Origin of the sequence: Psychromonas sp. psych-6C06, assembly GCF_002835465.1 — a bacterium.
In the GTDB taxonomy this organism is placed as follows: Bacteria; Pseudomonadota; Gammaproteobacteria; order Enterobacterales; family Psychromonadaceae; genus Psychromonas.
Window position 1 is genome coordinate 668,929 of record NZ_PIZM01000001.1, and the last position, 26,474, is coordinate 695,402.

A 26,474-nucleotide genomic window follows, 5' to 3' on the forward strand; every position below is an offset into this window, starting at 1 on the left:
TAAAACAATAATTTGCAGACTATTTAGTGAATTAACAGTCTGCTGATTTGATTTTTGTTATGAACTGCACGAAAGCATTGAACAGCCGACCTTATCACGTGCCCAATCGGGTCTTTTTTGTGCATAACGTTGATATTCAGGTTGTTCGTCATAGGGGAATGCTAATAGTGATTTTAGCGTTTCAATCTCACTAAAATCACCTTTTTCTGCTAATTCTATCGCCTGTTGAGCTAAATAATTTCGTAATACATATTTGGGGTTAACACTGTTCATATTTTTTTGTCGAGTAGTGCTTTCTAAGCGATCAAAATTAAGGCGTGCTTGATAGCGTGTTAACCATTGTGTTAGTTGCTGAAGATAATCACTACTGAGTTGCTCTGGGTTGTAATAACAGTCTTTAAAATGTTGTAAAGCATCCTTGCTTGAAGAATAACTGCTTAGTAAGCGATAAAATAGAGTCATGTCAGTTTCAACGCGCGCTAGTAAGTTTTCAAGATCACTGAATATCGCTGAATCAGTTGTGCCTTGATAATCTACAAAACCCAGTTTAGAGGCCATCATTTTTTGCCATTTTTGCTCATAAATAATTGCGTAATCACTCATGATACTCTGCAGTGGTTCAACCTCACCGATAAGTGGAAAGATAGCATTTGCAAGTTGAAATAGATTCCATTGACTCACCTGAAACTGTCCACCAAAACGATAACGCTTTTGGCTTTCATCTGTTGTATTTGGAGTCCATCCAAGGTCAAAATTATCAATCCAACCGTAGGGGCCATAATCGATAGTTTCACCTAAGAGCGACATGTTATCGGTATTCATTACGCCGTGAACAAATCCAACACGCATCCAATGGACAATCATTGTTGATGTATTATCACAAACGTTTTTGAACCAGTTAAGATAAGTTTCAATAGTAAATTGACCATCAACAGGTGCAAGGTGTGGGTAATCGTTATTAATACTGAACTCTACAAGTTGTTTAACCAGTGCCTCATCGCCTCGAGAAGCTGGTAATTGGATTGAACCAAAGCGTAAAAAAGAGGGGGAAACGCGGCAGACAACAGCACAGGGCTCAAAATCAGCATTACCATCATACATTTTATCACGTATGACTTGATCACCCGTTAGGGCTAAACTTAATGCACGTGTGGTTGGAATACCAAGGTTATACATTGCTTCTGAACACAGGTATTCTCTAATTGAAGAGCGTAATACAGCTAAACCATCACCGCGACGTGAGTAGGGCGTTTTACCGGCACCTTTGAGCTGTAGTGTCTGAAAGCCAAGTTTTTGTGTGTTTATTTCGCCTAAATTAATGGCTCGCCCATCACCAAGTTGACCAGCCCATTGACCAAACTGATGCCCTCCATAACATAATGCATAGGGTTTCATTCCTTCAAGTATTGCATTACCACTCATCAAATCGGTAAATAGTGGATCATTCTGTGTATCGGTATCTAGACCCAATTCAAGCGCAAAGGATTCATTAATATTAACCATTGATGGTTGGCTTGTTGACGTTGGAAGTACCCATGAGTAAACCGCATTTTCAACACTACGACAGCTATTTTCTGTGAGTGGATCCGCGGGTAATTGAGCAGTTAATCGATCGGTAAATTGGAGAGTATTTAATGACATAACGCCTACCTGAGTAAAATAGATAATAGCTTAGTATTTTACTCAGGTATTTGCTAATATGCGAGGATTAGTTCTCGGCAGCAATGACTGAAATTTCAACGAGTAACGCTTCACGTGCCATGCTTGCTTCAACACAAGCGCGAGCAGGTGCATGACCTTCAGGGATCCAAGCGTCCCAAACTGCATTCATGGCAGCAAAATGTTCTGCCATGCTTTTTACGTAGATAGTCGCTGACAAAATTGAGGTGCGTGAGCTACCTGCTTCAATCAGTAATTCATCGACTTTGTCGAGCATGGTTTGTGTTTGTTCGGTGATATCTTTTGTTGCATCAGCGCAAACTTGCCCACACAGATAAATAGTACCATTATGTTTTACGATGCGGCTCATACGCTGTTTTGTTTGTTGTCTTTCAATCATGTTGATTCCTAACAGTAAAAATGGGTAACATACCTTATTTTTAATTGAACATATATGAATAAAACACTTGAACCAATTCAGCATTATCCTGCACATATTCAAGAGCAGGTTGAGTCGCTAATAAATAACAATCGTTTAGGTAAATATTTGCTTGGCCGTTATCCGGTAGTACATGATATTAATGGAGAGAAGGCACTTTATAATTATGTTCAGGCTTATAAGAAACGCTATATAAAACAATCAAACCCAATTAGTAAAGTCAATTTTGATGACAAAATACAACTGGTAAAACATGCTTTAGGAACGCACTCTTTTGTTTCACGCGTTCAGGGAAATAAACTTAAAGCAAAACAAGAGATACGTATCGCAAGCCTTTTTAAACAAGCGCCACAAGCTATGTTAGATATGATAGTGGTGCATGAATTAGCACACCTTAAGGAGAAGGAACACAATAAAGCCTTTTATAAGCTGTGTTGTTATATGCTGCCAGATTACCACCAACTCGAATTAGATACCCGCCTTTTTTTGATACACGAAAATATATTTGGAAACCTATATGAAAACCGCTAAAAAGAAAAAAACGATCTCTTTGGTGTTAGGTAGCGGAGGTGCTAGAGGCCTTAGCCATATTGGAGTTATTAGATGGCTCATTGAACACGACTATCAGATAAACGCTATCTCTGGTTGCTCGATCGGTGCCTTAATTGGTGGCGTGTATGCTGCTGGTAAATTGGATGAATTTGAACAATGGATATGTGAAATTGACCGCTTTGAGATACTGTCATTGTTAGATCTTGCTTGGAAGTCAAATGGATTAGTCCAAGGGGACAAGATTATCAATACATTAGTAAAATTACTTGGCGATCAACAAATTCAAGACTTACCTATTCGATATACGGCAGTTGCTGCAGACATTGAAAAAGAAAAAGAGGTTTGGATTAACAGGGGATCATTGTTTGAAGCGATTCGTGCATCAATTTCACTACCACTATTTTTTACACCTGTACTTAGAAATGGGGTGCTGTTGATAGATGGAGGGGTACTTAATCCAGTCCCTATTGCCCCCATCTTTAATGACAATAATGATCTATCGGTCGCGGTTAACCTTGGTGGTGTTGTGGCCAAAACAATTAATCCTATTGAAAAAGAGAAAAAGAAGATAGAAACAACAGGCTTTCATATGAAAGTATTACAATTTATCAGTAGCTTTAAAGAAGAAAAAGTGGATTTAACTAGTAAAGACTGGGGGGCTTATGATATTGCCAATCAAGCATTTGATGCGATGCAAAGTACCATTGCACGTCAGAAATTAGCCGCTTATCCCGCTGATATTGTTATTGAGATTGCACGTAACGCATGTGGAACATTAGAGTTTGATCGTGCAAGAGAGATGATTGACTTAGGCTATCAAGCTGCTGAGCAACGTTTTAGTACAGCAACTTGATAAGATGCCTAGTTGAGTGCTTTCTTTAATGCTTGCATACCTTGACCGATGCTGATCAGGGCACAATAATCAAAATCACTTTTTGCCGCACTAATATCGAAATAGTGCGAGGTTGAGAGCTGTTTTGCCACAAAACGGGTCATAATAGGCTCTTCTTGTTTTCTTAAGCCCAGATATAGCCACTCAAGTAATGTGCCTACTGCATAAGCTAATTTAGCGGGGACACGTTTTGTTACCGGTGGAAGCTCTTTACAAGCCAAGATTTTGTTGAGCATGTCTGCCATCAATATTGGCTCATCGTTACTTAAAAAGTATGCTTTTCCTGCACATTTAGGCTGTGCGCGATTAAGCTCGATTGCTGCTAACAAATGAGCGTAAACGGCGTTATCGATATATATCGTGTCGACGAGTTTATCTTCTTTACCGACAAGCTTTAGTTTACCTGCTTTTGCACGCTCTAATACACGTGGAATAAGATGTCTATCGCCAGGCCCCCAAATTAAATGCGGGCGTAGTGCAACGGTTTTTAAAGATTCGCTATTACTGCGCAGAATATGTTGCTCAGCAATCGCTTTAGATAAACCATAAAAGTTTAAAAACTGCGATGCGTAGGGAGCGGATTCATCAATGCCAGATTCATCTTTACCGGAAAAAGTCACACTTGGTGTACTGGTGTATATTAATCGGTTGATATTGTGTGCGATACAGGCATTAATAATATGTTCAGTACCTTCAACATTAGGCATAAAGTAACTCTCTTTACTGCCCCAAACTCCAGCCTTCGATGCGACATGAAAGACCACATCGCAGCCGGTCATTGCTTCAAATAGCGCTTTTTTATCAGCTAGATCTCCCTGTATCATGCTGACGCCCATCGCGGTTAATTCAGGATAATGTCCGCGTGCGTAACCGACTACCTCGACATCACAACTACGTAGCCATTGGCATAATGCTTTACCAAGAAAACCACCTGCACCAGTGATAAAAACCCGTTGCGTCGTTGCTTTGAACTTGGTTAAGGCATTTTGTTGTTTTGATGATAATGCCTGATAAAAAGTATTTGTATGTACGGTCATATTATTGATTACACTCTTTGCGAATCTCTTTTTGCGCCCAATCCGCTAATTTTTCACGGTATATTTTTGCATTATGCCTGATATCCATTGGGAAACCCTCATGGATAAGGAAATGCTTAATACCTTGAGTATGCTCATGCTTGTCAGCTATAAAACGTAATTCATTAAACAGTTTTAAACTACTTTCCGTCTGTTTTTCATTTAATTCAATACAGATAATAGCAGTTCGTTCCTGTGCTAAATCAACCCCGACTAATGCACTGCGTTTAACCGCTGGATGAGTATTAAAAATTCGTTCGCTGCAAATCGAAAAATAGGTGGTTGGTTTACCTTGATATAGGGTTTCAACACGGTGCGCCTTTCGACCACACATCCATAAACGGTTATGTTCATCTAGGTAGCCAAGATCTCCCATACGGTGATGTACGGTATCGCCATGATGAATTTTAGCGGCTAACGTTGCGTTATCGCGTTCGTAATATCGCTGGCTAACTTGAGGCCCTTTTACCACGATTTCACCTATCTGATAGGCTGGAATAGCAAGCTCTTGATGCCATTTACTGATTGTTTCTTCATTGATCTCAATAATGGCAATATCTGTATTTTCAACGGCTTGCCCGACACAGATGCCACCGCCAGTATCGGTAATAGTCTCTGTTTTTAGCAGGTCTGAACTGGCGATTTTACTGATTGGTAATGATTCTGTTGCGCCATAGGAGTTGAGAATATCGACGCCTTTATTTAACAGTTTGGAAAACTTCTTAAGGGAAGGCAACGTAGCCGGTGCCCCTGCTGAAATAACCCGTTGAAGTGTATTTAACTTGATGCCTTTTTTATTACCTGCATCGCCTAACACTTCAATAAGCGCGGGATTGGCAAAAAGGTTAGAACATTGATATTTCTTTATCGCTGCAAACAAATAATCAGGATTTGCAGTGATCGGTTTGCTGGCATCCATCTCAGGGACAATTGATGCCATACCAAGTGCTGGACCAAACAGTGAAAATAAAGGAAAGGTCGCTAAATCTCGCTCACCATGTTGGATTTGATAGTCATTCTTGAGCACTGAAATTTGCGCTTCAAACATTGCATGGCTATAGGCGACCCCTTTAGGCGAGCCGGTGCTTCCACTGGTAAACAGTATCGCAGCCAGTTGATTTTCTGACGACATGATCATTTCAAAGCTTTCAGTTGTTGGGTATTTTTTTAACAGGCTGTTTAAACTTGCCCCCCCCCAAAGACCTGATCCCGCCACGGTAATATTATGCTTTATTGTTTCACTACCCCATGAAAATAGGCGTCTTGCAAGGTGTGCCTTGGGTATACCAATAAACGCATCGGGTTTAGCTTCAATAAAACACTGTTTAAGGTTTTTAGTCCCCATACCAGGGTCAACTAAAATAGGGATGATACCCGCTTTAAAAAGCGCAAATGTAAGACTAAAAAAATCAAGGCTAGGTGTCACCATGAGCACGGCTTTGTCGCCAGCTTTTAAACCATATTGGTTTAATGCATAAGCAATGTTATCGCTGTTTTGATGTAATTGTGCAAAATCCATCTCTTGGTAGGTTAACTTTGAGAACTGTTTTTTTTGTACGGCTACGGCAAGAGAGGTCGGGAATTGAGACGCCGCATCTACAAGATGACGGCATAGATTAGCTTGTTTTGTATCGCTCATTATTATTTGTTTGCGTCCATAAACTGTTCAACTAAAGGAATAACGTCATCACTTGCATCTTCTAGGATGTAATGACCACAGTCTGCAAACTCATGAACTTGTGCTTGAGGCATTTTATCCTTCCAGACATCTAAGAAATGCTTATCAAAAACGAAGTCTTGAAGTCCCCAGCAGATAAGCGTAGGCACTGTTTTAAATTGTTCAAGGCTATCACTGATATCAGAAACTAGTTGATAGTTTTTATCTGTTTCATAAAGCGGGATATCTTGGACAAAACGTAATGTTGAAATACGGTTTTGCCATGAATTAAACGGCATCACGTAAGCTTTACGTATCTCTTTAGGCATCGGTTTACGTTTCACTCCTACATAAGAGGCTGCTGAAGAGAAAGCGTTTAAACCACGAACTAATAGTGTGCCCAATAATGTATTGCGACAAATCCAAAGACCCAAAGGCAGCGGTTTAGTTTTAGGCAAGTGAAAGGCACCGGTATTTAATATCACTAAACGTTTAATACGCTCTGGATATCGCGTCGCGTATCCCATACCTATCATGCCACCCCAATCATGAACAACAAGGGTGATATTTTCTTTGATATTTAGGCTATCAAGTAGCGCTTCTAAATCATCAATACGACTTTTTAAAGTATATTCGTACTGCTCATCACCTGGTTTGTCCGAAAGGCCACAACCGATATGATCAGGCACGATACATTGATGGTTTTTACTTAATGAAAGCACTAGGTTACGGTAATAAAAAGACCAACTTGGATTACCATGCACCATCACAACAGGCTCACCTTGACCTTCATTAAGGTAGTGGTATTGCTGTCCGTTACGATCTAAATAATTACGTTTAAAAGGAAATAAAGTTTCTAAATTCATATTAATTACCACTCAAGCCCTAACATCATACAATTAAGGCCACTACCTATGCCTAAGAAACTCACTTTATCACCTGCTTTTAAGAAACCTTGATCATGGGCCATTGCTGCTGTGACCGGCAAAGACACTGTGCCCATATTGCCTAAGGTTTGGTAGGTTGGAAACTCTTTATGGGCCGGAATTTCAAGTGCACTTAATACTTGTTTTTGATTAGCGGAGCCAACTTGGTGACAGATGACTTTGTCTACCTGTTCGCCGAGCCAATTTCGCTGAGATAGAAAATGTTTCCAAGTATCATGGGCGAGCGCGACACCTTCCTTTAGAAGCGGCACGGCGTTAGTGCGCATAAATTCACGATGAAGTTTAAGACCGACTTCTTGCAAGCCCCATTTGCATAAATCATGGTGCTCAGGCGCACTTAAATGGCTTGCTCCGAGTAATTTATGTTGGCGTGTATTTTTAAGAGGTAAGCTTCCATCCGTTAGCAGTACTGCAACTGCACCTGATCCACCGGTTAGTGTTGCTAACGATTGTGAGAAGTTTTGGATGGTTTGATTTTCAAGCATGTTATCAACGGTAATATCGACAATATGGCGTGCTGATTCACAAGAAACCACTAACCCTGCTTTAATTTGCCCAAGTTCAATGCGGTTCGCTACGTCTAACATACCTGATAACACGCCCAAACATGCGTTACTAATGTCGTAAATCGCAGTACTTTTATTAACACCTAACTCAGCCGCAATGCGGCAAGCTGTTGCAGGCTCGTGTTGGTCACGGCAAACACCGGTGTAAACCACCGCACCGATATCATCTACATTGATATCGGTTTCCGCTAAACTTTTTTGTGCCGCTTCTATTGCACCATCTGATAAACGGTGGTCTTTGGGCCACCAACGGCGTTGTTCTATCCCTGTCAGGGCTGCTAATTGGCCCATTGGGATACGTAATTTTTGATATAGCGGCGCGAGGCGTGATTCTAAGTCACGGCTAGAGATAATCTCTGGAGCTAGCTCATAAGCAAAGCTGTTGATAAAAACGCGGGAATATTTCATTAAGCAGTACTGTTTCTCATTATTATTTTTGCAAAGGGGATTAATGGCTCATAAACGCCCAGTTAACCATGCCCATAAATCGAGCGCGTAGATTAACTTAATTCTTTATTTTAACAAAGGACTAAGGCGAAAGAATCGTGGCTTTCGCTAACTTTAATAAAGTTTGTCTACTTTGGGGTTGTTATTTTTTAATATTTACATTAATTGTCAGGTATCAATTATTTACAACTTTAATGGTTTGCCTTTTTTTAGGTAATTGATCCATTGACGGTTACATTGTAGGGCATTCAGTATTGGAATACTTAGTGGTAAAGGCTCTTTGTTAATTTGACTTGCTAATGATTCAGCTAACAATGGTCCTGTATTTAACCCCCTTGAACCCAATCCGGTTAAAATAAATAAGTTTTGATGACTCGGTGCGTCTAAGTTGCATGGTTTTTGATTAAGCGATGCATATTGCTGTTTCGTTTTTTCATAATCGGGTAGGGCACCCATATAAGGAAAGTGGTCTCTTGTTGTGCATCGGATACCGATGTTAGCATCTTGATGGTCAGTTTTAATCTCATCTATCCACCTTTTATCTTTGATACATTTTGCTAACTTATTTTTATTCTCCAGCTGTTCCTTAGGTGAGAATGAATCTTCCATAGTGTGCCTTACAAAGCTAGCACCCATACAATGTTTATTATTATTTAACGGTGTCAGGTAACCTTCGTGGCAGAGCGTCATTTTAAGATGTTGTAATGACGGGTTACTATCAATGTGGGTAACTTGTCCACGGGCCGCCGAAAGAGGTAATGCCTCACATTGTTTAAAATCTAAACTATGCATTGCGGTCGTAAGTACCAGTATGGAGTGAGTTTTGAAGTGATTACCAAAATCACATACCCATTTTCCCTGTTTTTGGTCAAATCCAAGCAACTCATGTTCGTACTTTATGCTCAACGATGTTGAAAGCGTTGCTTTTTCAAATAGTGCGCGAACCATTTGTACCGGACTAAGCCAACCACCTAAGGGGTAAAAAAGAGCAGATTGACCAATGTCGATATTAGCTAACTCATCGGTGCATTGACTATCTACTTTTGTGACTAGTTGCTTTGGTAGCCCCGCACGTATAATTTTGTCTAATTTTTTAGAAGCATGATTATCATAATAAAGTTGCAATAAGCCTGAAAAATCATAATCAAAGGGATGAGTCTTGTTGAGAGCCTCAACGTAATTTCTGGCATATAGAAAACTATTAGCAAATAACTGGCTTAATGGATCGTGTTGCTCATTAAGCAATGGGTATAATGCTCCCTGCTGATTACCTGACGCGCCAATTGCAAGTTGCTTATCTTTACAATATAAGGTGACTTTATAGCCGCGAGCAATTAACGCTAAACTCAAGCAAGCACTACTAATGCCACCACCAATAATTGCAACCTCTTTATCTTCTGTTATCTTTGAATCGCGGAAATGATGTGCGTAGTGTTGATTACGTTTTGGTTTCGTTAAAGTACCAATGAGCATTTCACGCTTTTTACCGTAACCTTTACGTTTAGTCATCTCAAAACCCGCGGATTGTAAGCCTCTTTTAACAAAGCCCGCGGCCGTGAATGTGGCCAGAGTGGCATTGAGTTTGCTACTGTTGGCCATTAGGTTAAAAAGCTGTTCATTCCACATATCAGGATTTTTACTGGGCGCAAAACCATCCAAGTACCAACAATCAAATAACCCTTGCTCATAAATATAAACATTCGGCAAATTTTTATGTACGTCGCCAAACCAAAGATCTAAAGTAATATTAGGCAGGTGTATACGATGACAACCTACTAAGGATAAAGGGTATTGTGCTAATAATGGCGCTATATATGGAGCTAACGTTGGCCACCTCGTTAATGCTTTTTGTAAGTCTGAAAATGTTAATGGGTATTTCTCAAAACTTGTAAAAAAAAGATGTTTGAGAGAACTGTCTGGATTGTCTTTTAAAAACTGGTCAAAATATAAACTGGTTAATAAGAAATTAAGCCCAGTACCAAATCCCGTTTCTGCAATACAAAATGATTCATTGTGCCAATCAAGCCAGCGTTGTGTTAAATGATTACCTTGTAAAAAAACATAACGTGACTCTTCAATACCTTGATCTGTATTGAAATAGAGATCATCAAATAGCGGGGAAAATGGCTCTGACTGATCAGACCAGTGTATTTGTGCATGCATAATTTGATTGTATTTGCTTTCAGACAAGTTATATTCTCCTTTCTATGCGAAACTATTTTGGTTTAAATCAATTGGGGTTGAATGTAACCACTTGATCCCCATTGTATGATTAGTCCCCCAAGCAATAAAGGCTTAATAATGAAAAGAGCAGTAATTACAGGTATTGGTATTGTTTCTAGTATTGGTAACAATCAAGAAGAAGTTCTAGCATCACTTAAAAGTGGTAAATCAGGCATCACTTTCTCTGAGCAGTTCGAAGAGATGAAAATGCGAAGCCACGTTTGGGGTGATCTGAAAATTGAACCTAAAGATCATATCGATCGTAAAATTATGCGTTTCATGGGTGATGCTGCCGCATATACTTACATTGCAATGGAACAAGCAATTGCAGATGCTGGCTTACCTGAAGATCAAGTCTCTAATGAGCGAACGGGTATCGTTGCCGGCTCTGGTGGCGGTTCTTCAATTAACCAAGTTGCTGCTGCAGAAATAATGCGCACTAAAGGCGTAAGACGTGTTGGTCCTTACATGGTACCTCGTACGATGGCGAGTACTACATCTGCATGTTTAGCGACACCGTTTAAAATTAAAGGTATTAACTATTCAATGAGCAGTGCTTGTGCAACTAGTGCACATTGTATTGGTCATGCATGGGAACAAATTCAACTTGGAAAACAAGATATTGTTTTTGCTGGTGGCGGTGAAGAGCTAGACTGGACAATGGCTTGTGAATTTGACGCAATGGGTGCTTTATCAAGTAAATACAACGAAACGCCTGAGTTGGCTTCACGTACTTATGATGCTAACCGCGATGGTTTTGTTATCTCTGGTGGTGGCGGTATTGTTGTTGTTGAAGAGCTTGAACATGCATTAGCACGTGGCGCAAAAATCTATGCTGAAATCGTAGGTTACGGCGCAACATCTGATGGCTTTGACATGGTAGCGCCATCTGGTGAAGGTGCGGTTCGTTGTATGAAACAGGCACTAGCAACTGTTGAAGGTGATGTTGATTATCTAAATACTCACGGTACATCAACACCTGTTGGCGATACTAAAGAACTTGGTGCTATTAACGAAGTGTTTGCAGATAAAGCGCCAAAAATTAGTGCAACTAAATCGCAAACTGGCCACGCGCTAGGTGCTGCAGGTGTTCACGAAGCAATTTACAGCATGTTAATGATGGAAAATGACTTTATTTCTCCTTCCATCAATATCTCAGAAATTGATGACTTAGCCGCGGAACTCCCTATTGTTGCAAACCAAGCACAAGACACTAAATTAAACATTGTCATGTCTAATAGTTTTGGTTTTGGTGGAACAAACGCCACTTTGGTGTTTAAGCGTTTTACTAAATAAAGCACGCTATTTCAGATACTCTTATCTGATAATAATGCATTTTTAAGGAGCTTCATGCTCCTTTTTTATTTTCAAGAATGAGAAATTAAAGCAACATGAAACTCTACATAGATGAAAATATCCCCTATGCAAAGCAGTTCTTTAGCGCATTTGGTGAGCTACATTTATTTTCTGGCAGAACCGTCACTGCTGAGCAACTAAGAGATGCTGATATTTTACTAGTTCGCTCGATTACAAAAGTCGACGAAAATCTGTTACACCTAAATAAGCACTTAAAGTTTGTTGGTACGGCAACCATTGGCACTGATCACATTGATAAAGATTATTTATCGCGTCGTCATATCGCATTTTCTAGTGCACCAGGTTGCAATAAAATTTCTGTTGCTGAATATATTCTAAGTTGTTTATTGGTGTTAGCTGAAAAATTTCAGTGCCAGTTGGCTGAAAAAAGCGTTGCGATTGTAGGTGCAGGAAATACAGGAAGTGCAGTCTATGAACGATTAACGGCGCTAGGCATGCGCTGTAAACTGTATGATCCTCCCTTACAACTAAGTAACGATAAACGTGAATTTTGTGATTTTGATGATGTTTTAAAATCCGATATTATTAGTTTGCATGTACCCAAAATAATGGATGGTGACTTCCCTACTTTCCATATGTTTGATGAGCAAACACTGCAAAAACTAAGTGATAATCAAATACTCATCAACGCTTCGAGAGGCGAGGTAATCGATAACCAAGCATTACTTGCTATTGCGAAACAGGGAAAATGCCCAACATTAGTGTTAGATGTTTGGGAAAATGAACCGAATATAGAGAAAGCACTGATACCTTTTGTTGAAATTGCAACGCCCCACATCGCAGGTTATAGCTTAGATGGTAAGGCCCGAGGTACAGAAATGTTATATCAAGCATTGTGTAAGTTATTATCTTGCAACATTGAGCATGAAGCGTCGCATTTTGTGGTACAACCTGCGATAACTAATGTCAGTATCACAAAACCTATAAGTCAGCCGATTCTGAAATGTTTGATGCACCTTATTTTTGATGTGCGTCGCGACGATGCACTATTTCGACAAATGATTGATCAAGATGATGGTTTTGATATCATGCGCAAAAATTACAGTGAAAGGCGAGAGCTATCGACATTGACTGTAAACGCGCCAGCTTCACAATCCCAATTATTAAAATCGTTAGGGTTTAATTGTAACGATGTACAAGAGAGATAACATGAAATCAGAATATAATATCGCCATTATCGGCGACTTAAGTGGTTGCGTTGAAGCCACACTTGAAGTGTTAGCAAAGCGTGAATTCCCAATCGGAAAATTATTTCCACTTCATAACGAATCAGAAATAGACGACGATGAAGAGGAAGCTATTCGAAGTGTCATGTTTTCTGGAAAGCCTGTTGATGTTATCGACATTAATGGTTTTGATTGGCAAAGCGTTGATATTGCATTCTTCTTTAGCGATATTGAAACTACAAATGCGTGGGCAAATATCGCCAGTGAGCATTGTGTAGTTATTGATAACAGCGGTGCATTTATGCAGGATGCGCAGGTACCACTTGTACAAATTGATGTTAATGAAGAAGAACTTATTAATTTCAATCAATGTAATAAAATTGCACTACCTAGTAGTGAAACGGCGCAACTTGCATTAGCTATTTCACAGCTGCATCAAGAAGTTGGCTTAGTGAGAGTGAATGTTTCAAGTTATCAGTCAGTTTCCATTGCGGGAAAAGCTGGAGTTACTACCTTAGCGGGTGAAACTGCACGCCTATTAAATGCGAAAGAACTTAAGGGGGATTTGTTTCCTCAGCAAACTGCGTTCAATGTTTTCCCACAAATTGGAGATTTCAATGACGACGGGATTAGCTTTAGCGAATTACGCTTAGTGAATGAAATTCGTCGATTATTAAATGATCCATCAATATTGATCGCTAGCACGCAAGTTGTCGTACCACTTTTTTATGGTTGTGCACAGTCAGTTCATCTGCAAACACATTACCCTGTAGATCTGGATGAAGTGGCGCAATATTTGCATCATAGTGAAGGTGTGCTACTTGCTAAAACAGTATGTGATTATCCGAATATGATCACTGAAGTGGTCAATAGCTGTGAAGTCCAAGTAGGGCGTTTACGTAAAGATCTGTGTGATGCAAGTGGCATCAACATGTGGATTTGTGCTGATAATTATCACTTTGGTGTGGCAACTACTGCTATCAAAGTGGCAGAAAAATTAATTGCTAGTTATCTTTAGTTTTTTAAAAGCTTGATTTATAGTGGGCTAGATCTCAATTCTAGCCTTACTTATTCATTTCTTTTACAGATCTAATTGAGCTAGTTTATGATTCAATAAAACTTCTCGTTATACTAATTTCCAAGGAATGAATATGAAGCGTTTTCTTCTCTCTCTTGTCTGCTGTACCCCGTTATTATTTAATCAAAGCATTAGTTTCGCTGTTGATCTCACAGGCCCGAGTGATGAAACATTTCTTTCCTTTGAGCAATATGGACCAGTCAGCCCTGTTGAAACACTTTGGGCAATTTCATCAAAATTAAGACCTGATAATTCTGTTAGTGTGCAACAAACCATGGTTGCGCTTTATAAATCTAATCCTTATGCCTTTTATGAAGGCAATATCAATAAAATCATTCCTGAGTCTATTCTGAAGGTACCTTCATTAGAGTTTGTTGCCCAACAAACCGATCGTGAAGCGATGGCATTGATCAAAAAATATAGTCCAGCTAAAAAAACTGCAGTAACGAAAACTAACCCCACTCCTGTTGTGAATGAGGTTGAGAAAACTGTTGAAACCAAACCAGTTGAACCTGCCTCTGTTAACGTTGATCCTGCTATTATTGCTGAAAATGAACTAAATAAAGAAAAAGCAGCAAGCGCACAGGCTAAACTTAGTGAATTAGAGGCCGAACTAGCATTACTCAATGAACAATTTATTGTTGCAACCGAAGCTACACAAGCACTTAAACTAAAACTACAACCACTAAATGATGAAATCGTATTATTAAATGAACAATTAGAACAAGAAACAGCCGTTCAAGAAAAACTGCAAGCGATTATCGATGATTACCGGACGCAACTTGATGCTATTGAGCCAGCGCCTTTCAGTGGTGAAGGTTTCCTTAATGAAGTATTGAGTACGATCACCTCTTCGCTTACTAACTTACTGATTGTAATAATATCCCCACTGCTATTATTACTTTTAACCTTTGTGGTTATCTCACGTATTCGCACTAAACGAGAGATCGCATTACAAGAACAAGAGTTAGCAGAATCCACTGCAACCTTAATGGAAGAGTCTGGTCAGTTTGATGCTTTATTAACAGACGATTTTGATGCCCAAGAAGAGCCTGAAGTTGATTTTACCGTTGATGATTCAGAAGCACAGAGTGAGCCTGTTGAAACTAATGATGAAGAGTTAACGCTTCCTGTAGAGGAGCCAACGATTGACTTAAGTGATGATGACGCATCTGTTGTAGACCTTACGGAAGACGACGATATTACGACCAGTGAAGATGATCCCTTTGGTATTGGATCACTTACAGAAGATGATGAATTAATTTCATCGGTTGATTTGGATGATGAAGAGTTACAGACCAGTGAAGATGATCCCTTTGGTATTGGTGCCTTAACTGAAGAGGAAGATGAAGTATTTAGTGGTGCTGTAGATTTGGATGAAAGCGAAATAGAGCCAGAAGATGATCCCTTTGGTATTGGCGCGCTCAGTGAAGAAGATGAAAGTGAGACTCAAGAGCCAGCTATTTCTGAAGCTGAACAAGCCGATTTAGATTTAGCGGCTGAATGGGAGTCACAGGTCGCTGCTGAATCAGACAATGATCTGCTAAAGAGCGATGATGTTGTAGATGAGAGTGAATCTATTGAGGATTTAGCTGCAACATCGGAACAAACTACTTTAGATGAACTAGATATTGATTCAGCACTTTCTGAAACTGAATTATCAGATCTCGACAGTCTTGAAGAGGGTGTCTCACTTGATGTTGATGCCATTGTATCTGACATTGATGATGAAATCGCACAAGCTGAAGAAATTGATAAAGAGAGTGAGGTCATTGCAGAGGCTTCTCAGCCTGACGTGTTTGAAGAAGAAACTAGTGATGTACCAAGTGAGGAATTAGCCGAACTTGACCTGTCTGAGCTAGAAAAAGATATTAGTCAGTTAGAGACAGTACCAGAGCAAACGTTAGACCAATTAGCTGAACTCGAAGATGATATCACTGCGCTAGATAGCGACCAAGCAAAAGAAACTGATGTAGCGTCTGATGATGCTGTTACAGACTTGCAAGATGTTCTTCCCGCTGATGACACTGAAAATGAAGAAATGTTAGCAGAGCTAGATTTAGCCGATCTTGAAAATAGCTTGTCATCAACAGAATTGGAGAAAGATTCGACATTCGATTTAAGTGAAGACGATGCCAATGAAGATGTGTTACCTGATCTCGACGGGCTAGCAGATTTAGATTTAACCGATTTAGAACAAGACCTTGATGAATCAGATGCACAAGCTTTGATATCAGAAGAGGAGAAAAATGATGCTGACAACACAGAGGTTGTTGATGAAAATGACCTTTTGGCACAACAAATTAGTGACGTTGCATTTAATAATGATGTGCCACTTCCAAAAGTGGGTGATGCAGATCAGGATGACTTTATCGATATTGAAACTTTACTTGAGGGTAGCGGTAGCACAGATAGTGATGAACCATATTCAGAACTGAATCTAGAACTCGGCTTAGAGGAGTTTCCTGATGTAGTTGATCTACAAAGTAGTGTTGATATTGATGATGATGAAAATGGCATTGGTGCGCAATTAGATTTAGCTCGTGCTTATCTTGAAATTGATGATAAGGCCGGTGCCAAAGAGATCCTTCAATCTGTGTTAGAGGGAAGTAATGGTAAACAGCGTGATGAAATCAATAAATTGCTCAGTCGTTTGAACTAATAGATTTTTTGATAATAATAAAGCCCAAAAGGAACAATATGAGACCTGTGATATTAGATGTGCTGGGTTACGAACTTACGGCACAGGAAAAAGAAGTACTTGCCCATCCATTAGTTGCTGGTGTAATTTTGTTTACACGTAATTATCACGATATTGAACAATTGAAACATCTCGTACAGCAAATTCGTCGATATGCTAATCGGGAAATTGTAATCGCGGTGGATCATGAAGGTGGGCGTGTTCAGCGCTTTAAAGAAGGCTTTACTACATTACCTGCCGCTGGAGATTTAATTGCCTACAATAAAATTGATCAAGCAAAACGATTAGCCTACGCCAGTGGCTGGGTAATGTCAGCAGAGCTAATTGCCTGTGATATTGATTTTAGCTTCGCTCCGGTATTAGATATCAATAGGGTATCTGATGTTATTGGTACAAGGGCATTTTCTTCAACGCCAGCAGAGGTAATTGAGCTAGCAACGGCTTATATTAATGGAATGCAAGCAGCAGGAATGGCCACCACTGGTAAACATTTTCCTGGTCATGGTAGTGTGAAAGCTGATTCACATATCGCATTACCAGTTGATATTCGAAGTAAAAATGAAATTTTCGAGTTTGATATTAAACCTTTTCAAATGATTATCGAAAAGGTTGGTTTAAGCGCTGTTATGCCTTCTCACGTGGTTTATGAACAATGTGATGATCAGCCGGCTGGTTTCTCGGAATATTGGTTACAAAAAGTATTACGGCAGCAAATTGGTTTTGAGGGCGTTATTATTAGTGATGATCTTTCAATGCATGGTGCAAGCTTCGTTGGAAACCATGTTACAAGAGCACACAGTGCTTTAAACGCGGGTTGTGATTTGATATTAGCTTGCAATGATAGTGATGCGGCTATTTCAATCTTAGATGCGTTACCCATTGAAAAGGTTCAAGATAGTCGTGCAATATTGAAAATGCAACATCGTACTATGGGAGACTATTCTGCCCTAGATAAAAACAAAATTTGGCTAGAAAATAGTCATATATTGCAACAGTTTGCTGAGCGGCTCTAATAAGTTAATAGCAATACTTGCACTTAGTCGGTATTTCAATAAACTGCATATATCTGTTGTCCTTTTAAGTGTATTTTCGTACAGCTGAATTTTGTTTAACGAAATTGGGTTACTATAATAAACCGTGCGTTGTTCGACTCGATTTAACTCCATCGTGCTGATCAAAACTTAAATTGCATTATACAATAGACCCTAATAACTTTAATTTGGCTAAGAATAAAATCGCTTAAAGTCGATTATAATAATAAAGGCGGAATAATTAATGATCATTTATCTACACGGTTTTGATGCTACAAGTCCAGGAAACCATGAAAAAGTGATGCAATTAAAATTTATTGACGATGATGTACGTTTTGTACATTACAGCACCATTCATCCGAAACATGATATGAGCCATATTTTAAAAGAAGTACATAAACACATTCAGAGTAGCGAAGACAAATCGCCACTTATTTGTGGTGTGGGTTTAGGTGGTTACTGGAGTGAGCGTATTGGTTTTTTATGCGGGATTAAACAAGTGATGTTTAATCCTAATCTTCACCCAGAAGATAATATGGTTGGTAAAATAGAGTGGCCAGAAGAATACCTAGATATTGACACTAAGTGTATTAGTGATTTCCGCAAGCGAAATAGCGATAACTGCCTATGCATTCTTTCAACTACCGATGAAATGCTTGATTCTTTAAAAAGTGACCATGAGTTGTCTGATTATTATCCGATTATTTTTGATGAAAAACAGGGGCACAAATTTAGAGATATTTCACATCACCTCAAAACGATTAAACAATTCAAAGAAAAGTCGTAAATGTTATACAAGGCAGCAATGTGACTGCCTTGTTATCAAGTTGTAACTTAATTACCATTCCTCATTATAACCTCGTATTTTACTAAACAAAAAAGTTGCATTTGTAATTGCATTACACTATTTTGTGATCCCAGTTATTGTTCCTATGTTTCGTTTCATGATTACTTTCTCTGAGAGTAATAATGAAACTAAATCTTAGAGGAAATATCATGAAAAAAATCGTTATTGTGGGCGGTGGTGCAGGTGGCTTAGAGCTGGCGACTGAACTAGGTAATAAGTTAGGGCGAAAAGGGAAAGCACACGTCACTTTAGTTGACAAAAACCGTACTCACCTTTGGAAACCACTATTACATGAGGTAGCTGCTGGCTCATTAGATCATGGCATTGATTCATTAAGTTATCGCGCCCATGCAAAAAACCACTCTTTTAATTTTAAACTCGGTGCATTGATTGATATCGACCGCGAAAATAAATCTATTAAGCTAGATAAGTTGATTGATAACGATGGCACTGAAATCTTACCTGCGAGTGAATTGAATTACGATATTCTGGTAATGGCATTGGGTAGTGTAAGTAACGACTTTAATACAAAAGGCGTGAGCGAACACTGTATTTTCTTAGATAGCCCACAGCAGGCTAAAAAATTCCATCACCTAATGCTGAACAAATATTTACAACTAGGTGTACAGGAAACTAAGCAGGTAAGTGTTGCTATTGTTGGCGCCGGTGCAACAGGTGTTGAACTTTCGGCTGAGTTATACAACTCACTTGAACAGGTTTCTAGCTATGGCTTCGAACATATTAATAGTACTGATTTGAAAGTGAGCCTAGTTGAAGCCGGTGATAAAATTCTGCCAGCGTTACCTGAACGTATTTCTGGATCTGCACATCAAGAGTTACTTAAGTTAGGTGTTGATGTACGCACCAAAACCATGGTCACAGAAGCGACTGAAAAGGGACTACTTACTAAGTCTGGTGAATTGATTGAAGCGGATCTGATTGTTTGGGCTGCAGGTATTAAGGCACCAAACTTTTTAAAAGAGATCGCAGGTTTAGAAACTAATCGCATTAATCAATTAGTGGTTAAAGCGACGTTGCAAACAACTTTAGATGAAACGATATATGCAATTGGTGATTGTGCAAGTTGTGCATTACCTGGCGGTGGCTTCGTGCCACCACGTGCACAATCTGCACATCAAATGGCGTCATTAGTTGCAAAAAATATCATTGCAACCAGCAAACAAAAGCCACTCAATGATTATAAATATACGGATTATGGCTCATTAGTTTCCTTAAGTAATTACAGCACGGTGGGGAGCCTGATGGGCAATTTAATGAAAGGCTCAATGAAGATTGAAGGGCGTTTGGCACGTATTGTTTACATATCATTATACCGCATGCATCAAGTTGCGCTTCATGGATATGTGAAGACCGCTCTGATGACAATTGTAGAGCGCATTAACCGCGTTTTACGCCCACGCCTAAAATTACACTAGGTGTTAATCAAGCGTAGAGAAAATGCTCTCTACGCTGTTCTATCTACCCACATAAATTTTCGCCCTTCATTTAATCACTTGTCCCTTTGAAACTCGCTTTTAAATGGTTGCTGCGAGTACAGAGTAATAATAACCACAGAACCAACACCAACTGAACTGACGCTTCTAGTGAATATTGAAACTTATCAAGATACAGATAATAAACCTGTAACCCTAAATCAAAGAGAATACTTAATAGCAAAAATGGGTAGCCTTTTTGCCATAATTTACAGATAAAAGGGTGCTTATCATGATCTCTCCCAGAAAGTAAAAAAAGAATAATCGCGATTAAACCTGATGCTAGCCCCAGATAAAAGTGGCTTTTATCTGGGTAGAAGATTCCCAGTAATTTGTTACCAGTTTCACGAGAAGCGACTGAAATTATTAATAACGCCCAAGTACGTGCTAAAAACAGTAAACCATAATAGAAATAGGTCGGTGGCTTAAGATCCCCTGATTGGGTATAAAATCTTATCGCGTAAATTTTTTTCGACATAAAGTTAAATCATTAATTTGGATTAAGCTGCCAGCAGGTGGCAGCTTGTGAAAGTGCTATTGATTAACGTAACACATAGGACAGTAGGCGTAATGACCTTTTGGATCATTTAATGTGGTTAATAATGAGCTTTGTTGTTGAAGTGTTGATAATGTTTTACCAAGCGGAGTATTAGCTCGTAAACTTTCAGGTAACAAAGATACACTGCTAGACATAATTTCATTAATTAGTTGTTGTTTTGCCGATACCGTTTTAAGGAAAGGTTGCACATCATAGTCAGTTAATTGTGCGATTTCGGCAGCCTGATTGATTGCATCTTGTAAGGTGCCTAATTGATCCACAAGCCCTAATTCTTTGGCATCACGTCCAGTCCAAACACGACCTTGTGCAACTCTATCAACTTCATTAAGCGTCATTCCGCGACCTTCACTCACGACACTTAAAAATTGCTGATAACCGTGTTCTATACCAAGTTGTAAAATATCGGCCATTTGTGGATCAAGCGGACGAGTCAGATCTAACGAAGAGAGAGGTGTCGTACCCACTCCGTCATTATAAATACCGATTTTATTAAGGGCTTTATCGGCACTTGCATACATTCCGAATATCCCAATTGATCCAGTTAAAGTAGAAGGGCTAGCAACAATATGATCTGCACCAGAAGAGATCCAATATCCACCAGAGGCTGCCATGCTACCCATCGAAACGACCACTGTTTTATCAGCAGCTTTTAAGGCTAAAATGTGCTGTCTAATTTTCTCTGACGCGAAGGCGCTCCCACCTGGTGTGTCAAGTCGTAAAACCACCGCTTTAACTCGCTGATTGTTAAGTGCTTTTTCAAGTAGTTTTGAAAAACTATCACCTCCAATCGTATTGCCACTTTGTGTACCAGTAACAATTTCGCCTTGGCCATAAATTAGTGCGATAAGGTCTTCACTCGTTTCAGAGGGATATAAACTTGGCATGGTACTTTGGTACTGGGTATAGCTAATCCATTTTGAACCGGTTGATTCGAAATTTTTGATGACATTAAAGCGCGGTAACAGTTCATCAATTAATCCAACTTGTTTTGCATAAAGTGCGGTATCGCCTTTGCTCTCTAATAAAGCGCTATGCATCTGTTCCAGGGAAGGTGAGATAGAATCGCTGCTAATATTAGTTGATTTACGCTGAAGTAACACTGTATCAATATAGTCTTGCCATAATTGATTTAACCAATGAGAGTTGGCTGTTTTGCTCGCGTCAGACATTTCTGTTTCGGTAAAAGGTTCAACAAATGATTTAAAAGTGCCGACCTTAAAAATATGAGGAGTGATTAGCAAGTTATCGAGTAGCTCTTTGAAATAAAGGCGATACACCGAAAAACCCTGCAAAGTTACCATACCCTGTGGGTCAAGATAGATCTTATCTGCATAACTAGAAAGTAAATATTGTATTTGTGTATAACTATCAGAGGTAGCAAGTACCTTTTTATCATTTAATTTGAATTCATTAAGCGCATTACCAATACTTTTAATATGATTTAAGCTTGCACTTTGTAAGCCAGATAAATCGAGAAGTATGGTATTGATTCTTGGATCTTGCTCTGCATGGTTAATTACCTGTAAAATTTCTTCTATAGGATACTCACTCAACTGTTCATTTTCATCAATTAACTGTTTTGATATCTCAGATGAGAAATCAAGCTGTTGTTTTTGCTCAACAATATTACCGTTAAAGTTTAATTGTAAAACAGAGTTATCTGCAATATAAACAGGTTCATCTTGACGGGTTATCGCGATAACAAAAATAAATAGGATTGCTAAAAAAAGGCCATTAATAACGATAAGTCGAGTTACGTTGATTAATTTAGCGAAGGATTTAAATAGCGTCATGAGTGCTTTCATCTTCATTCCTTGTTTAGAGAGCAGGTAATCGTAATTGAACGTATATTTTACTGGCTAATATAAAAATAAAGCACTGTCCACAAAGTAGAGAGTGCTTATGAGTTAAATACAAATAGTAGCTAACAGTTCAGGTATTTAGAAGCTTGCAGTATCAATAAATAAGCCAACTTTTAGGTCTTCTGCTGTGTAGATAACTTTACCATCTACTTCTACAACGCCATCGGCAATACCCATAACAAGTCGACGCATGATCAGGCGCTTCATCGTGATACGGTAAGTTACTTTTTTAGCTGTTGGTAGCACCTGTCCTGTAAATTTAACATTGCCCACACCTAGTGCACGACCTTTACCTGGTCCTCCACTCCATCCAAGAAAGAAGCCAACTAATTGCCACATTGCGTCAAGCCCTAAACAACCTGGCATAACAGGGTCTCCAGGGAAGTGACACTCAAAGAACCAAAGTGCTTTGTCGATATCAAGCTCTGCCACTAATTCACCTTTTCCATGTTCACCACCATCTTCAGTGATGGTAATAATGCGATCTAGCATGAGCATTTTATCGACTGGTAATTGACAGTTTCCTTCGCCGAATAATTCGCCATTACCACATTGGATAAGTTCTTCTTTAGTGTAAGAGTTTTTACCCAACTCTTTTTGGGATACAGTTTTAGTCATAGTCACTTTCTTGTTTGAATGGAAATGCAGTGTTTGCGAATTTTATGCAGACATATAATGTGCGTTACTTTAGCTAACTATCCAGTTTACCGCAACAAATTTACACATTTAGTAAAGAAGCTAATTGGCTCATCTTCTTCCTCTTTGTGTAAAAAATGGATGCGTTTATTAATATCTTCTATTATCGATTCAAAGCTTTTATCCATTGCAAAAGGGAAGGCTTGCAGGCAGTGCTGAATAGGGAAGATATTAATTTTTTTATCTTGAATGAGATCTAGTGTTTCTTGACTGAGCACTAAGTTTATTTGATTAGCTTGTGGCATCAATATGGTAACTGAATCTTCCAGTAAACCAAGTTTGAATAAGCGTGTAATAGATTCAATTTTCTGATTGATACCACCAATAGCCAGTACATTACCCTGTTGGTCTAATGCACCAGTAACAAACAAATTTTGAAAAATAGGGGTTGTCGAATAACAAGATGTGACCGCTAATAAAATAGCTAACGAAGCACTGTCACCGTCACTCTCTTGATAGGACTGTTCAAAAACAACATTACATGAAAGTGGAAAATTATTGATATGTGTGAAAAAATGGTTTAAATATCCTTGAACGATAAGGGTACTCTTAGCATGTACATTACCTGCCAATTCGACTTTTCTTTCAACATCAATAATTTCACCGTCGCCTACCATATCACTGGCCGAAATCCTAAATACCTCTCCAAATTCAGTCGGGTACCCCATTAATTCAACTACTGATAGGCCATTTATTTGCCCCACCGATTTCCCTTGAAGTTGGATTTTCAATTGTTTTTCAACTAACGCTTGGTCGCTAAAATTTTGCGCATTAGATTGTGCTTTTTGTTGAAGAGAGAGTGCCTGTTGAAAGTGTTTCGCTTCTATTTCTTGTCCCTTACATGCATCTTGTTGATAAATAAGTTGCGCATATTGCAATAAAGATGTGATGACTTGCGGTGAGAAGCGAATATTTTTTTGATGTTCACACAGTCGTGTTAAATAAGTGAAGAGAAGGCTAAAAGCTGTGTTATCAAGTGAAGTTAGAGATAATTGCTTAATCAAGTGCTGGCAATATTGATGTAATGCATGAATGTTTTCATCAGTGCATTTAATTTCTCCCGAAATTTCAACAAATTGTGAATTAATTTGTGAATAGTCGGGATCGATTTGGTTTAACTCATCTAATTGATAACGGTTGGCAATCAAAATGATTTTCGTAGAGATTGTCTCGTCCTGATTGGCTGGAAGCTCTCCACGAATCTTTTCTCCGTTAATTGCAGCGCTCATTGGAATATTATGACTGATTAAAAATGCTTTTAATAAGAACCACAGGTGCGGGTTAACCAAAAGAGGACTGATATGAAGAATTAAAAGTCCACCATTAAGATCAGCTATCGCCCCTTTTTGTAGTGAAATATCTTCTTGTTTAGTGACATTAATACGACCAAAGAGCTTTTCTTGATCATAGTTTTGTAGCGTTAGGATTGAGGCTTTCTCATTAAGAGTCTCATTAATAACCGCAGTTGCCGCTTGCCAATAGGGGGCGTTTAAAAATAGTAAGGGTGGCGAAAGCTGTATAAAGTTATTAATGACTTCAGTTGCGATAGGAAACAAAGTATGTAACTTGTTGGTCGATGTAGAAGACTTATTTAACAGTGCGCTAAAATCAGTAGTACATTGTGTTGCGGTTAAACAGGTTATTTCCGTCGTCATTGAAACTGAATTATTATTTGCCAAAGTGCAGACTCTAAGTGATTAATGGTGAAAAGACCTTCAATTATATACTGTATAGTGAGGGAAAAATAGAGTTAAGGCGGTTATAAGGGCTTTGCTACTATAATAGAGAAGCACCTTATTCAAGGTGCTTAATCAGTGCAACGAATATATGAGGGGGCACAGACCAAAATATTAGTCTCAACTTAAGGTTTTATATTCTCACAGAGCATAAACTTATCTAGAGTCGATATTTATTATAGCTGTGCTTTTGATATTTTTGTTCGCAGTCTGGGCAACGCTGCCTTGTTGGGTTTTCAAATAATGAAGCGACAAGTAACTCACTTTCACAGTCAGAGCATAGACCATACATGCCTTGCTCAATACTGACTAAGGAAGCATCTAACTTCTTAAGTTGTTCGACATTGTCTTTCAGCTCATTATTTTCTACTTTTGAAGTAAATTCAATTAATTCGTCAGCAGATAAACGCGCTAAATTTTTAACCGCAAGGTGATGACTCGCATGATCTGATTTTAAGAATATTGTATTAATCGAGGCACGTATTTTAATTAGATCGCTATTAAGCTGAAGTTTCAGCTGCGCAAGTTGTGTTTCATTCAGGTGGTGCATATGGTTACCAGGCTCGTTAATAATAATGTTGATATATTAATGAGGTGGTTAATTTTCAACATGACTTAAGTCAATGTTTTTTATGAGTTGGATAGTTTATCCAACTCATTTGATATGGATCAGGATAGAAAGAGCATTACCATTTCTTTTTATCTTGGAAAAGTACGTCAAGGTCGTTTTTCTTCTCTTCCTCTTTTGCCTTAATCGCTGCTAACTCTTTATCACTATGTTTTACAAGATAAGATTTAATCTCATTTTTAATCGCTAGAAGTTGTTGTTGTTTTTTATCTAAGTAGCTATCTTTGTCGGTAATATTATTGAGTATCGCGATCAATTTATTAATCATTTGATTCGCACTTCCAAACTGTTTAGCTAGCTTAGCGTCTAAGATTCTTTTTAAGCCATTTTCAATATTAATTTTCAGCTGCATTATTTCAAGACGGCGATCTTCTGCAACAAATATTTCCGTGGTAATTTTACCCTTTGCATGCTCTGATCTTAATACTGCACGAATTTTTTTTGTCACCTGTAATAACGCAAGGGCCTCTTTATCATTTTCAGGGGTTCTAAAGACACTTTCATCTGGTGGGGTGTAATTAGTGCGAACCTGTTGAATTTGCGCATCGGTATTTTTGAGGTGGTCACGAATTGCCGCGTTGTTTGGCATACTCGTTTTCATTATAATCAGTGCATTTCTGATCCTATTTTGTAGGATAAGCAATAGCGATTTACTAAATGGCATACGTGTTGCGTTGAGTAGTAGCTCGTCTACCTCAGAAATAACTGCGCGTTGTTTACTAACTGCAACACGTCGTTCAGCTTCTATCTTCTGTTTATATTGCTGAACAATGTTGTATCCGATTAAGACGAACAGCAATAGTCCAACTAGCGATAATATGATGGGAAATAACATAAACTCT

22 protein-coding genes are annotated in these 26,474 nt (G+C 38.8%); 9 read left to right on the forward strand and 13 right to left on the reverse strand.

Going from position 1 to position 26,474, the window contains the following annotated elements; translation table 11 throughout:
* Window positions 1–57: 57 nt before the first annotated feature.
* Both CW745_RS02945 and CW745_RS02950 read right to left on the reverse strand, forming a co-directional pair.
* The gene (locus CW745_RS02945) at window positions 58–1,641 is read right to left on the reverse strand and encodes a YdiU family protein (RefSeq protein WP_101107013.1); all 1,584 of its coding nucleotides are present in this window, start codon (window positions 1,639–1,641) and stop codon (window positions 58–60) included.
* A gap of 67 nt (window positions 1,642–1,708) precedes the next feature.
* The gene (locus CW745_RS02950) at window positions 1,709–2,059 is read right to left on the reverse strand and encodes a RidA family protein (RefSeq protein WP_101107014.1); all 351 of its coding nucleotides are present in this window, start codon (window positions 2,057–2,059) and stop codon (window positions 1,709–1,711) included.
* A 54-nt stretch (window positions 2,060–2,113) separates the two neighbouring features.
* Between CW745_RS02950 and CW745_RS02955 the strand changes: the two genes are divergently transcribed.
* Both CW745_RS02955 and CW745_RS02960 read left to right on the forward strand, forming a co-directional pair.
* Complete coding sequence (locus tag CW745_RS02955) at window positions 2,114–2,629, forward strand: M48 family metallopeptidase (RefSeq protein WP_101107015.1); 516 nt, start codon at window positions 2,114–2,116, stop codon at window positions 2,627–2,629.
* Complete coding sequence (locus CW745_RS02960) at window positions 2,616–3,503, forward strand: patatin-like phospholipase family protein (RefSeq protein WP_101107016.1); 888 nt, start codon at window positions 2,616–2,618, stop codon at window positions 3,501–3,503. Before CW745_RS02955 ends, CW745_RS02960 begins: the two co-directional genes overlap by 14 nt.
* A gap of 8 nt (window positions 3,504–3,511) precedes the next feature.
* On the opposite strand, the gene oleD is transcribed toward CW745_RS02960, so the two are convergent.
* The 5 genes from oleD to mnmC form a co-directional block, all read right to left on the reverse strand.
* Window positions 3,512–4,579, reverse strand: coding sequence for a 2-alkyl-3-oxoalkanoate reductase (gene oleD, locus CW745_RS02965; protein WP_101107017.1), 1,068 nt, complete (start codon window positions 4,577–4,579; stop codon window positions 3,512–3,514).
* Window position 4,580: 1 nt separating this feature from the next.
* The gene (gene oleC, locus CW745_RS02970; protein WP_101107018.1) at window positions 4,581–6,257 is read right to left on the reverse strand and encodes an olefin beta-lactone synthetase; all 1,677 of its coding nucleotides are present in this window, start codon (window positions 6,255–6,257) and stop codon (window positions 4,581–4,583) included.
* 2 nt (window positions 6,258–6,259) lie between these two features.
* Entirely contained in the window at window positions 6,260–7,141 is an 882-nt protein-coding gene (locus CW745_RS02975; protein ID WP_101107019.1) for an alpha/beta fold hydrolase, read from the reverse strand.
* Between the two features lie 5 nt (window positions 7,142–7,146).
* Window positions 7,147–8,196, reverse strand: coding sequence for a 3-oxoacyl-ACP synthase III (locus CW745_RS02980; RefSeq protein ID WP_101107020.1), 1,050 nt, complete (start codon window positions 8,194–8,196; stop codon window positions 7,147–7,149).
* Between the two features lie 222 nt (window positions 8,197–8,418).
* Window positions 8,419–10,425 carry a bifunctional tRNA (5-methylaminomethyl-2-thiouridine)(34)-methyltransferase MnmD/FAD-dependent 5-carboxymethylaminomethyl-2-thiouridine(34) oxidoreductase MnmC gene (gene mnmC / locus CW745_RS02985; protein WP_101107021.1) on the reverse strand — a complete coding sequence of 669 codons (2,007 nt, stop codon included), beginning with the start codon at window positions 10,423–10,425 and terminating at the stop codon, window positions 8,419–8,421.
* A gap of 111 nt (window positions 10,426–10,536) precedes the next feature.
* On the opposite strand from mnmC, the gene fabB reads away from it, so the two are divergent.
* From fabB to CW745_RS03020, 7 genes are all read left to right on the forward strand, one after another.
* Window positions 10,537–11,754: a beta-ketoacyl-ACP synthase I gene (fabB, locus tag CW745_RS02990; RefSeq protein ID WP_101107022.1), complete on the forward strand. Its 1,218-nt coding sequence runs from the start codon at window positions 10,537–10,539 to the stop codon at window positions 11,752–11,754.
* A gap of 95 nt (window positions 11,755–11,849) precedes the next feature.
* Window positions 11,850–12,983, forward strand: a complete 1,134-nt coding sequence (locus CW745_RS02995) for a 4-phosphoerythronate dehydrogenase (protein WP_101107023.1) — start codon at window positions 11,850–11,852, stop codon at window positions 12,981–12,983.
* A gap of 1 nt (window position 12,984) precedes the next feature.
* Window positions 12,985–14,019, forward strand: a complete 1,035-nt coding sequence (locus tag CW745_RS03000; RefSeq protein ID WP_101107024.1) for an aspartate-semialdehyde dehydrogenase — start codon at window positions 12,985–12,987, stop codon at window positions 14,017–14,019.
* A 133-nt stretch (window positions 14,020–14,152) separates the two neighbouring features.
* Window positions 14,153–16,741, forward strand: coding sequence for a FimV/HubP family polar landmark protein (locus CW745_RS03005; protein WP_193755522.1), 2,589 nt, complete (start codon window positions 14,153–14,155; stop codon window positions 16,739–16,741).
* Window positions 16,742–16,779: 38 nt separating this feature from the next.
* The gene (nagZ, locus tag CW745_RS03010; RefSeq protein WP_101107026.1) at window positions 16,780–17,793 is read left to right on the forward strand and encodes a beta-N-acetylhexosaminidase; all 1,014 of its coding nucleotides are present in this window, start codon (window positions 16,780–16,782) and stop codon (window positions 17,791–17,793) included.
* Window positions 17,794–18,055: 262 nt separating this feature from the next.
* A complete protein-coding gene (ycfP, locus tag CW745_RS03015) occupies window positions 18,056–18,598 on the forward strand; it encodes an alpha/beta hydrolase YcfP (RefSeq protein WP_101107027.1) in 543 nt (180 codons plus the stop codon).
* A 209-nt stretch (window positions 18,599–18,807) separates the two neighbouring features.
* A complete protein-coding gene (locus tag CW745_RS03020; protein ID WP_101107028.1) occupies window positions 18,808–20,094 on the forward strand; it encodes an NAD(P)/FAD-dependent oxidoreductase in 1,287 nt (428 codons plus the stop codon).
* Between the two features lie 70 nt (window positions 20,095–20,164).
* Here the strand turns inward: CW745_RS03020 and CW745_RS03025 are convergent, their stop codons facing one another.
* The 6 genes from CW745_RS03025 to CW745_RS03050 form a co-directional block, all read right to left on the reverse strand.
* Window positions 20,165–20,629 carry a DUF2919 domain-containing protein gene (locus tag CW745_RS03025; protein ID WP_101107029.1) on the reverse strand — a complete coding sequence of 155 codons (465 nt, stop codon included), beginning with the start codon at window positions 20,627–20,629 and terminating at the stop codon, window positions 20,165–20,167.
* 56 nt (window positions 20,630–20,685) lie between these two features.
* Entirely contained in the window at window positions 20,686–22,515 is a 1,830-nt protein-coding gene (gene sppA, locus CW745_RS03030; protein ID WP_101107030.1) for a signal peptide peptidase SppA, read from the reverse strand.
* A 135-nt stretch (window positions 22,516–22,650) separates the two neighbouring features.
* A complete protein-coding gene (gene fabA, locus CW745_RS03035; protein WP_101107031.1) occupies window positions 22,651–23,190 on the reverse strand; it encodes a bifunctional 3-hydroxydecanoyl-ACP dehydratase/trans-2-decenoyl-ACP isomerase in 540 nt (179 codons plus the stop codon).
* Between the two features lie 86 nt (window positions 23,191–23,276).
* On the reverse strand, window positions 23,277–24,947 hold the full coding sequence (locus tag CW745_RS03040) for an AAA family ATPase (RefSeq protein ID WP_238596671.1): 1,671 nt from the start codon (window positions 24,945–24,947) through the stop codon (window positions 23,277–23,279).
* A gap of 217 nt (window positions 24,948–25,164) precedes the next feature.
* Complete coding sequence (locus CW745_RS03045; RefSeq protein ID WP_101107032.1) at window positions 25,165–25,554, reverse strand: TraR/DksA C4-type zinc finger protein; 390 nt, start codon at window positions 25,552–25,554, stop codon at window positions 25,165–25,167.
* A 136-nt stretch (window positions 25,555–25,690) separates the two neighbouring features.
* Complete coding sequence (locus CW745_RS03050) at window positions 25,691–26,467, reverse strand: DNA repair ATPase (protein ID WP_101107033.1); 777 nt, start codon at window positions 26,465–26,467, stop codon at window positions 25,691–25,693.
* Between the last annotated feature and the right edge of the window lie 7 nt (window positions 26,468–26,474).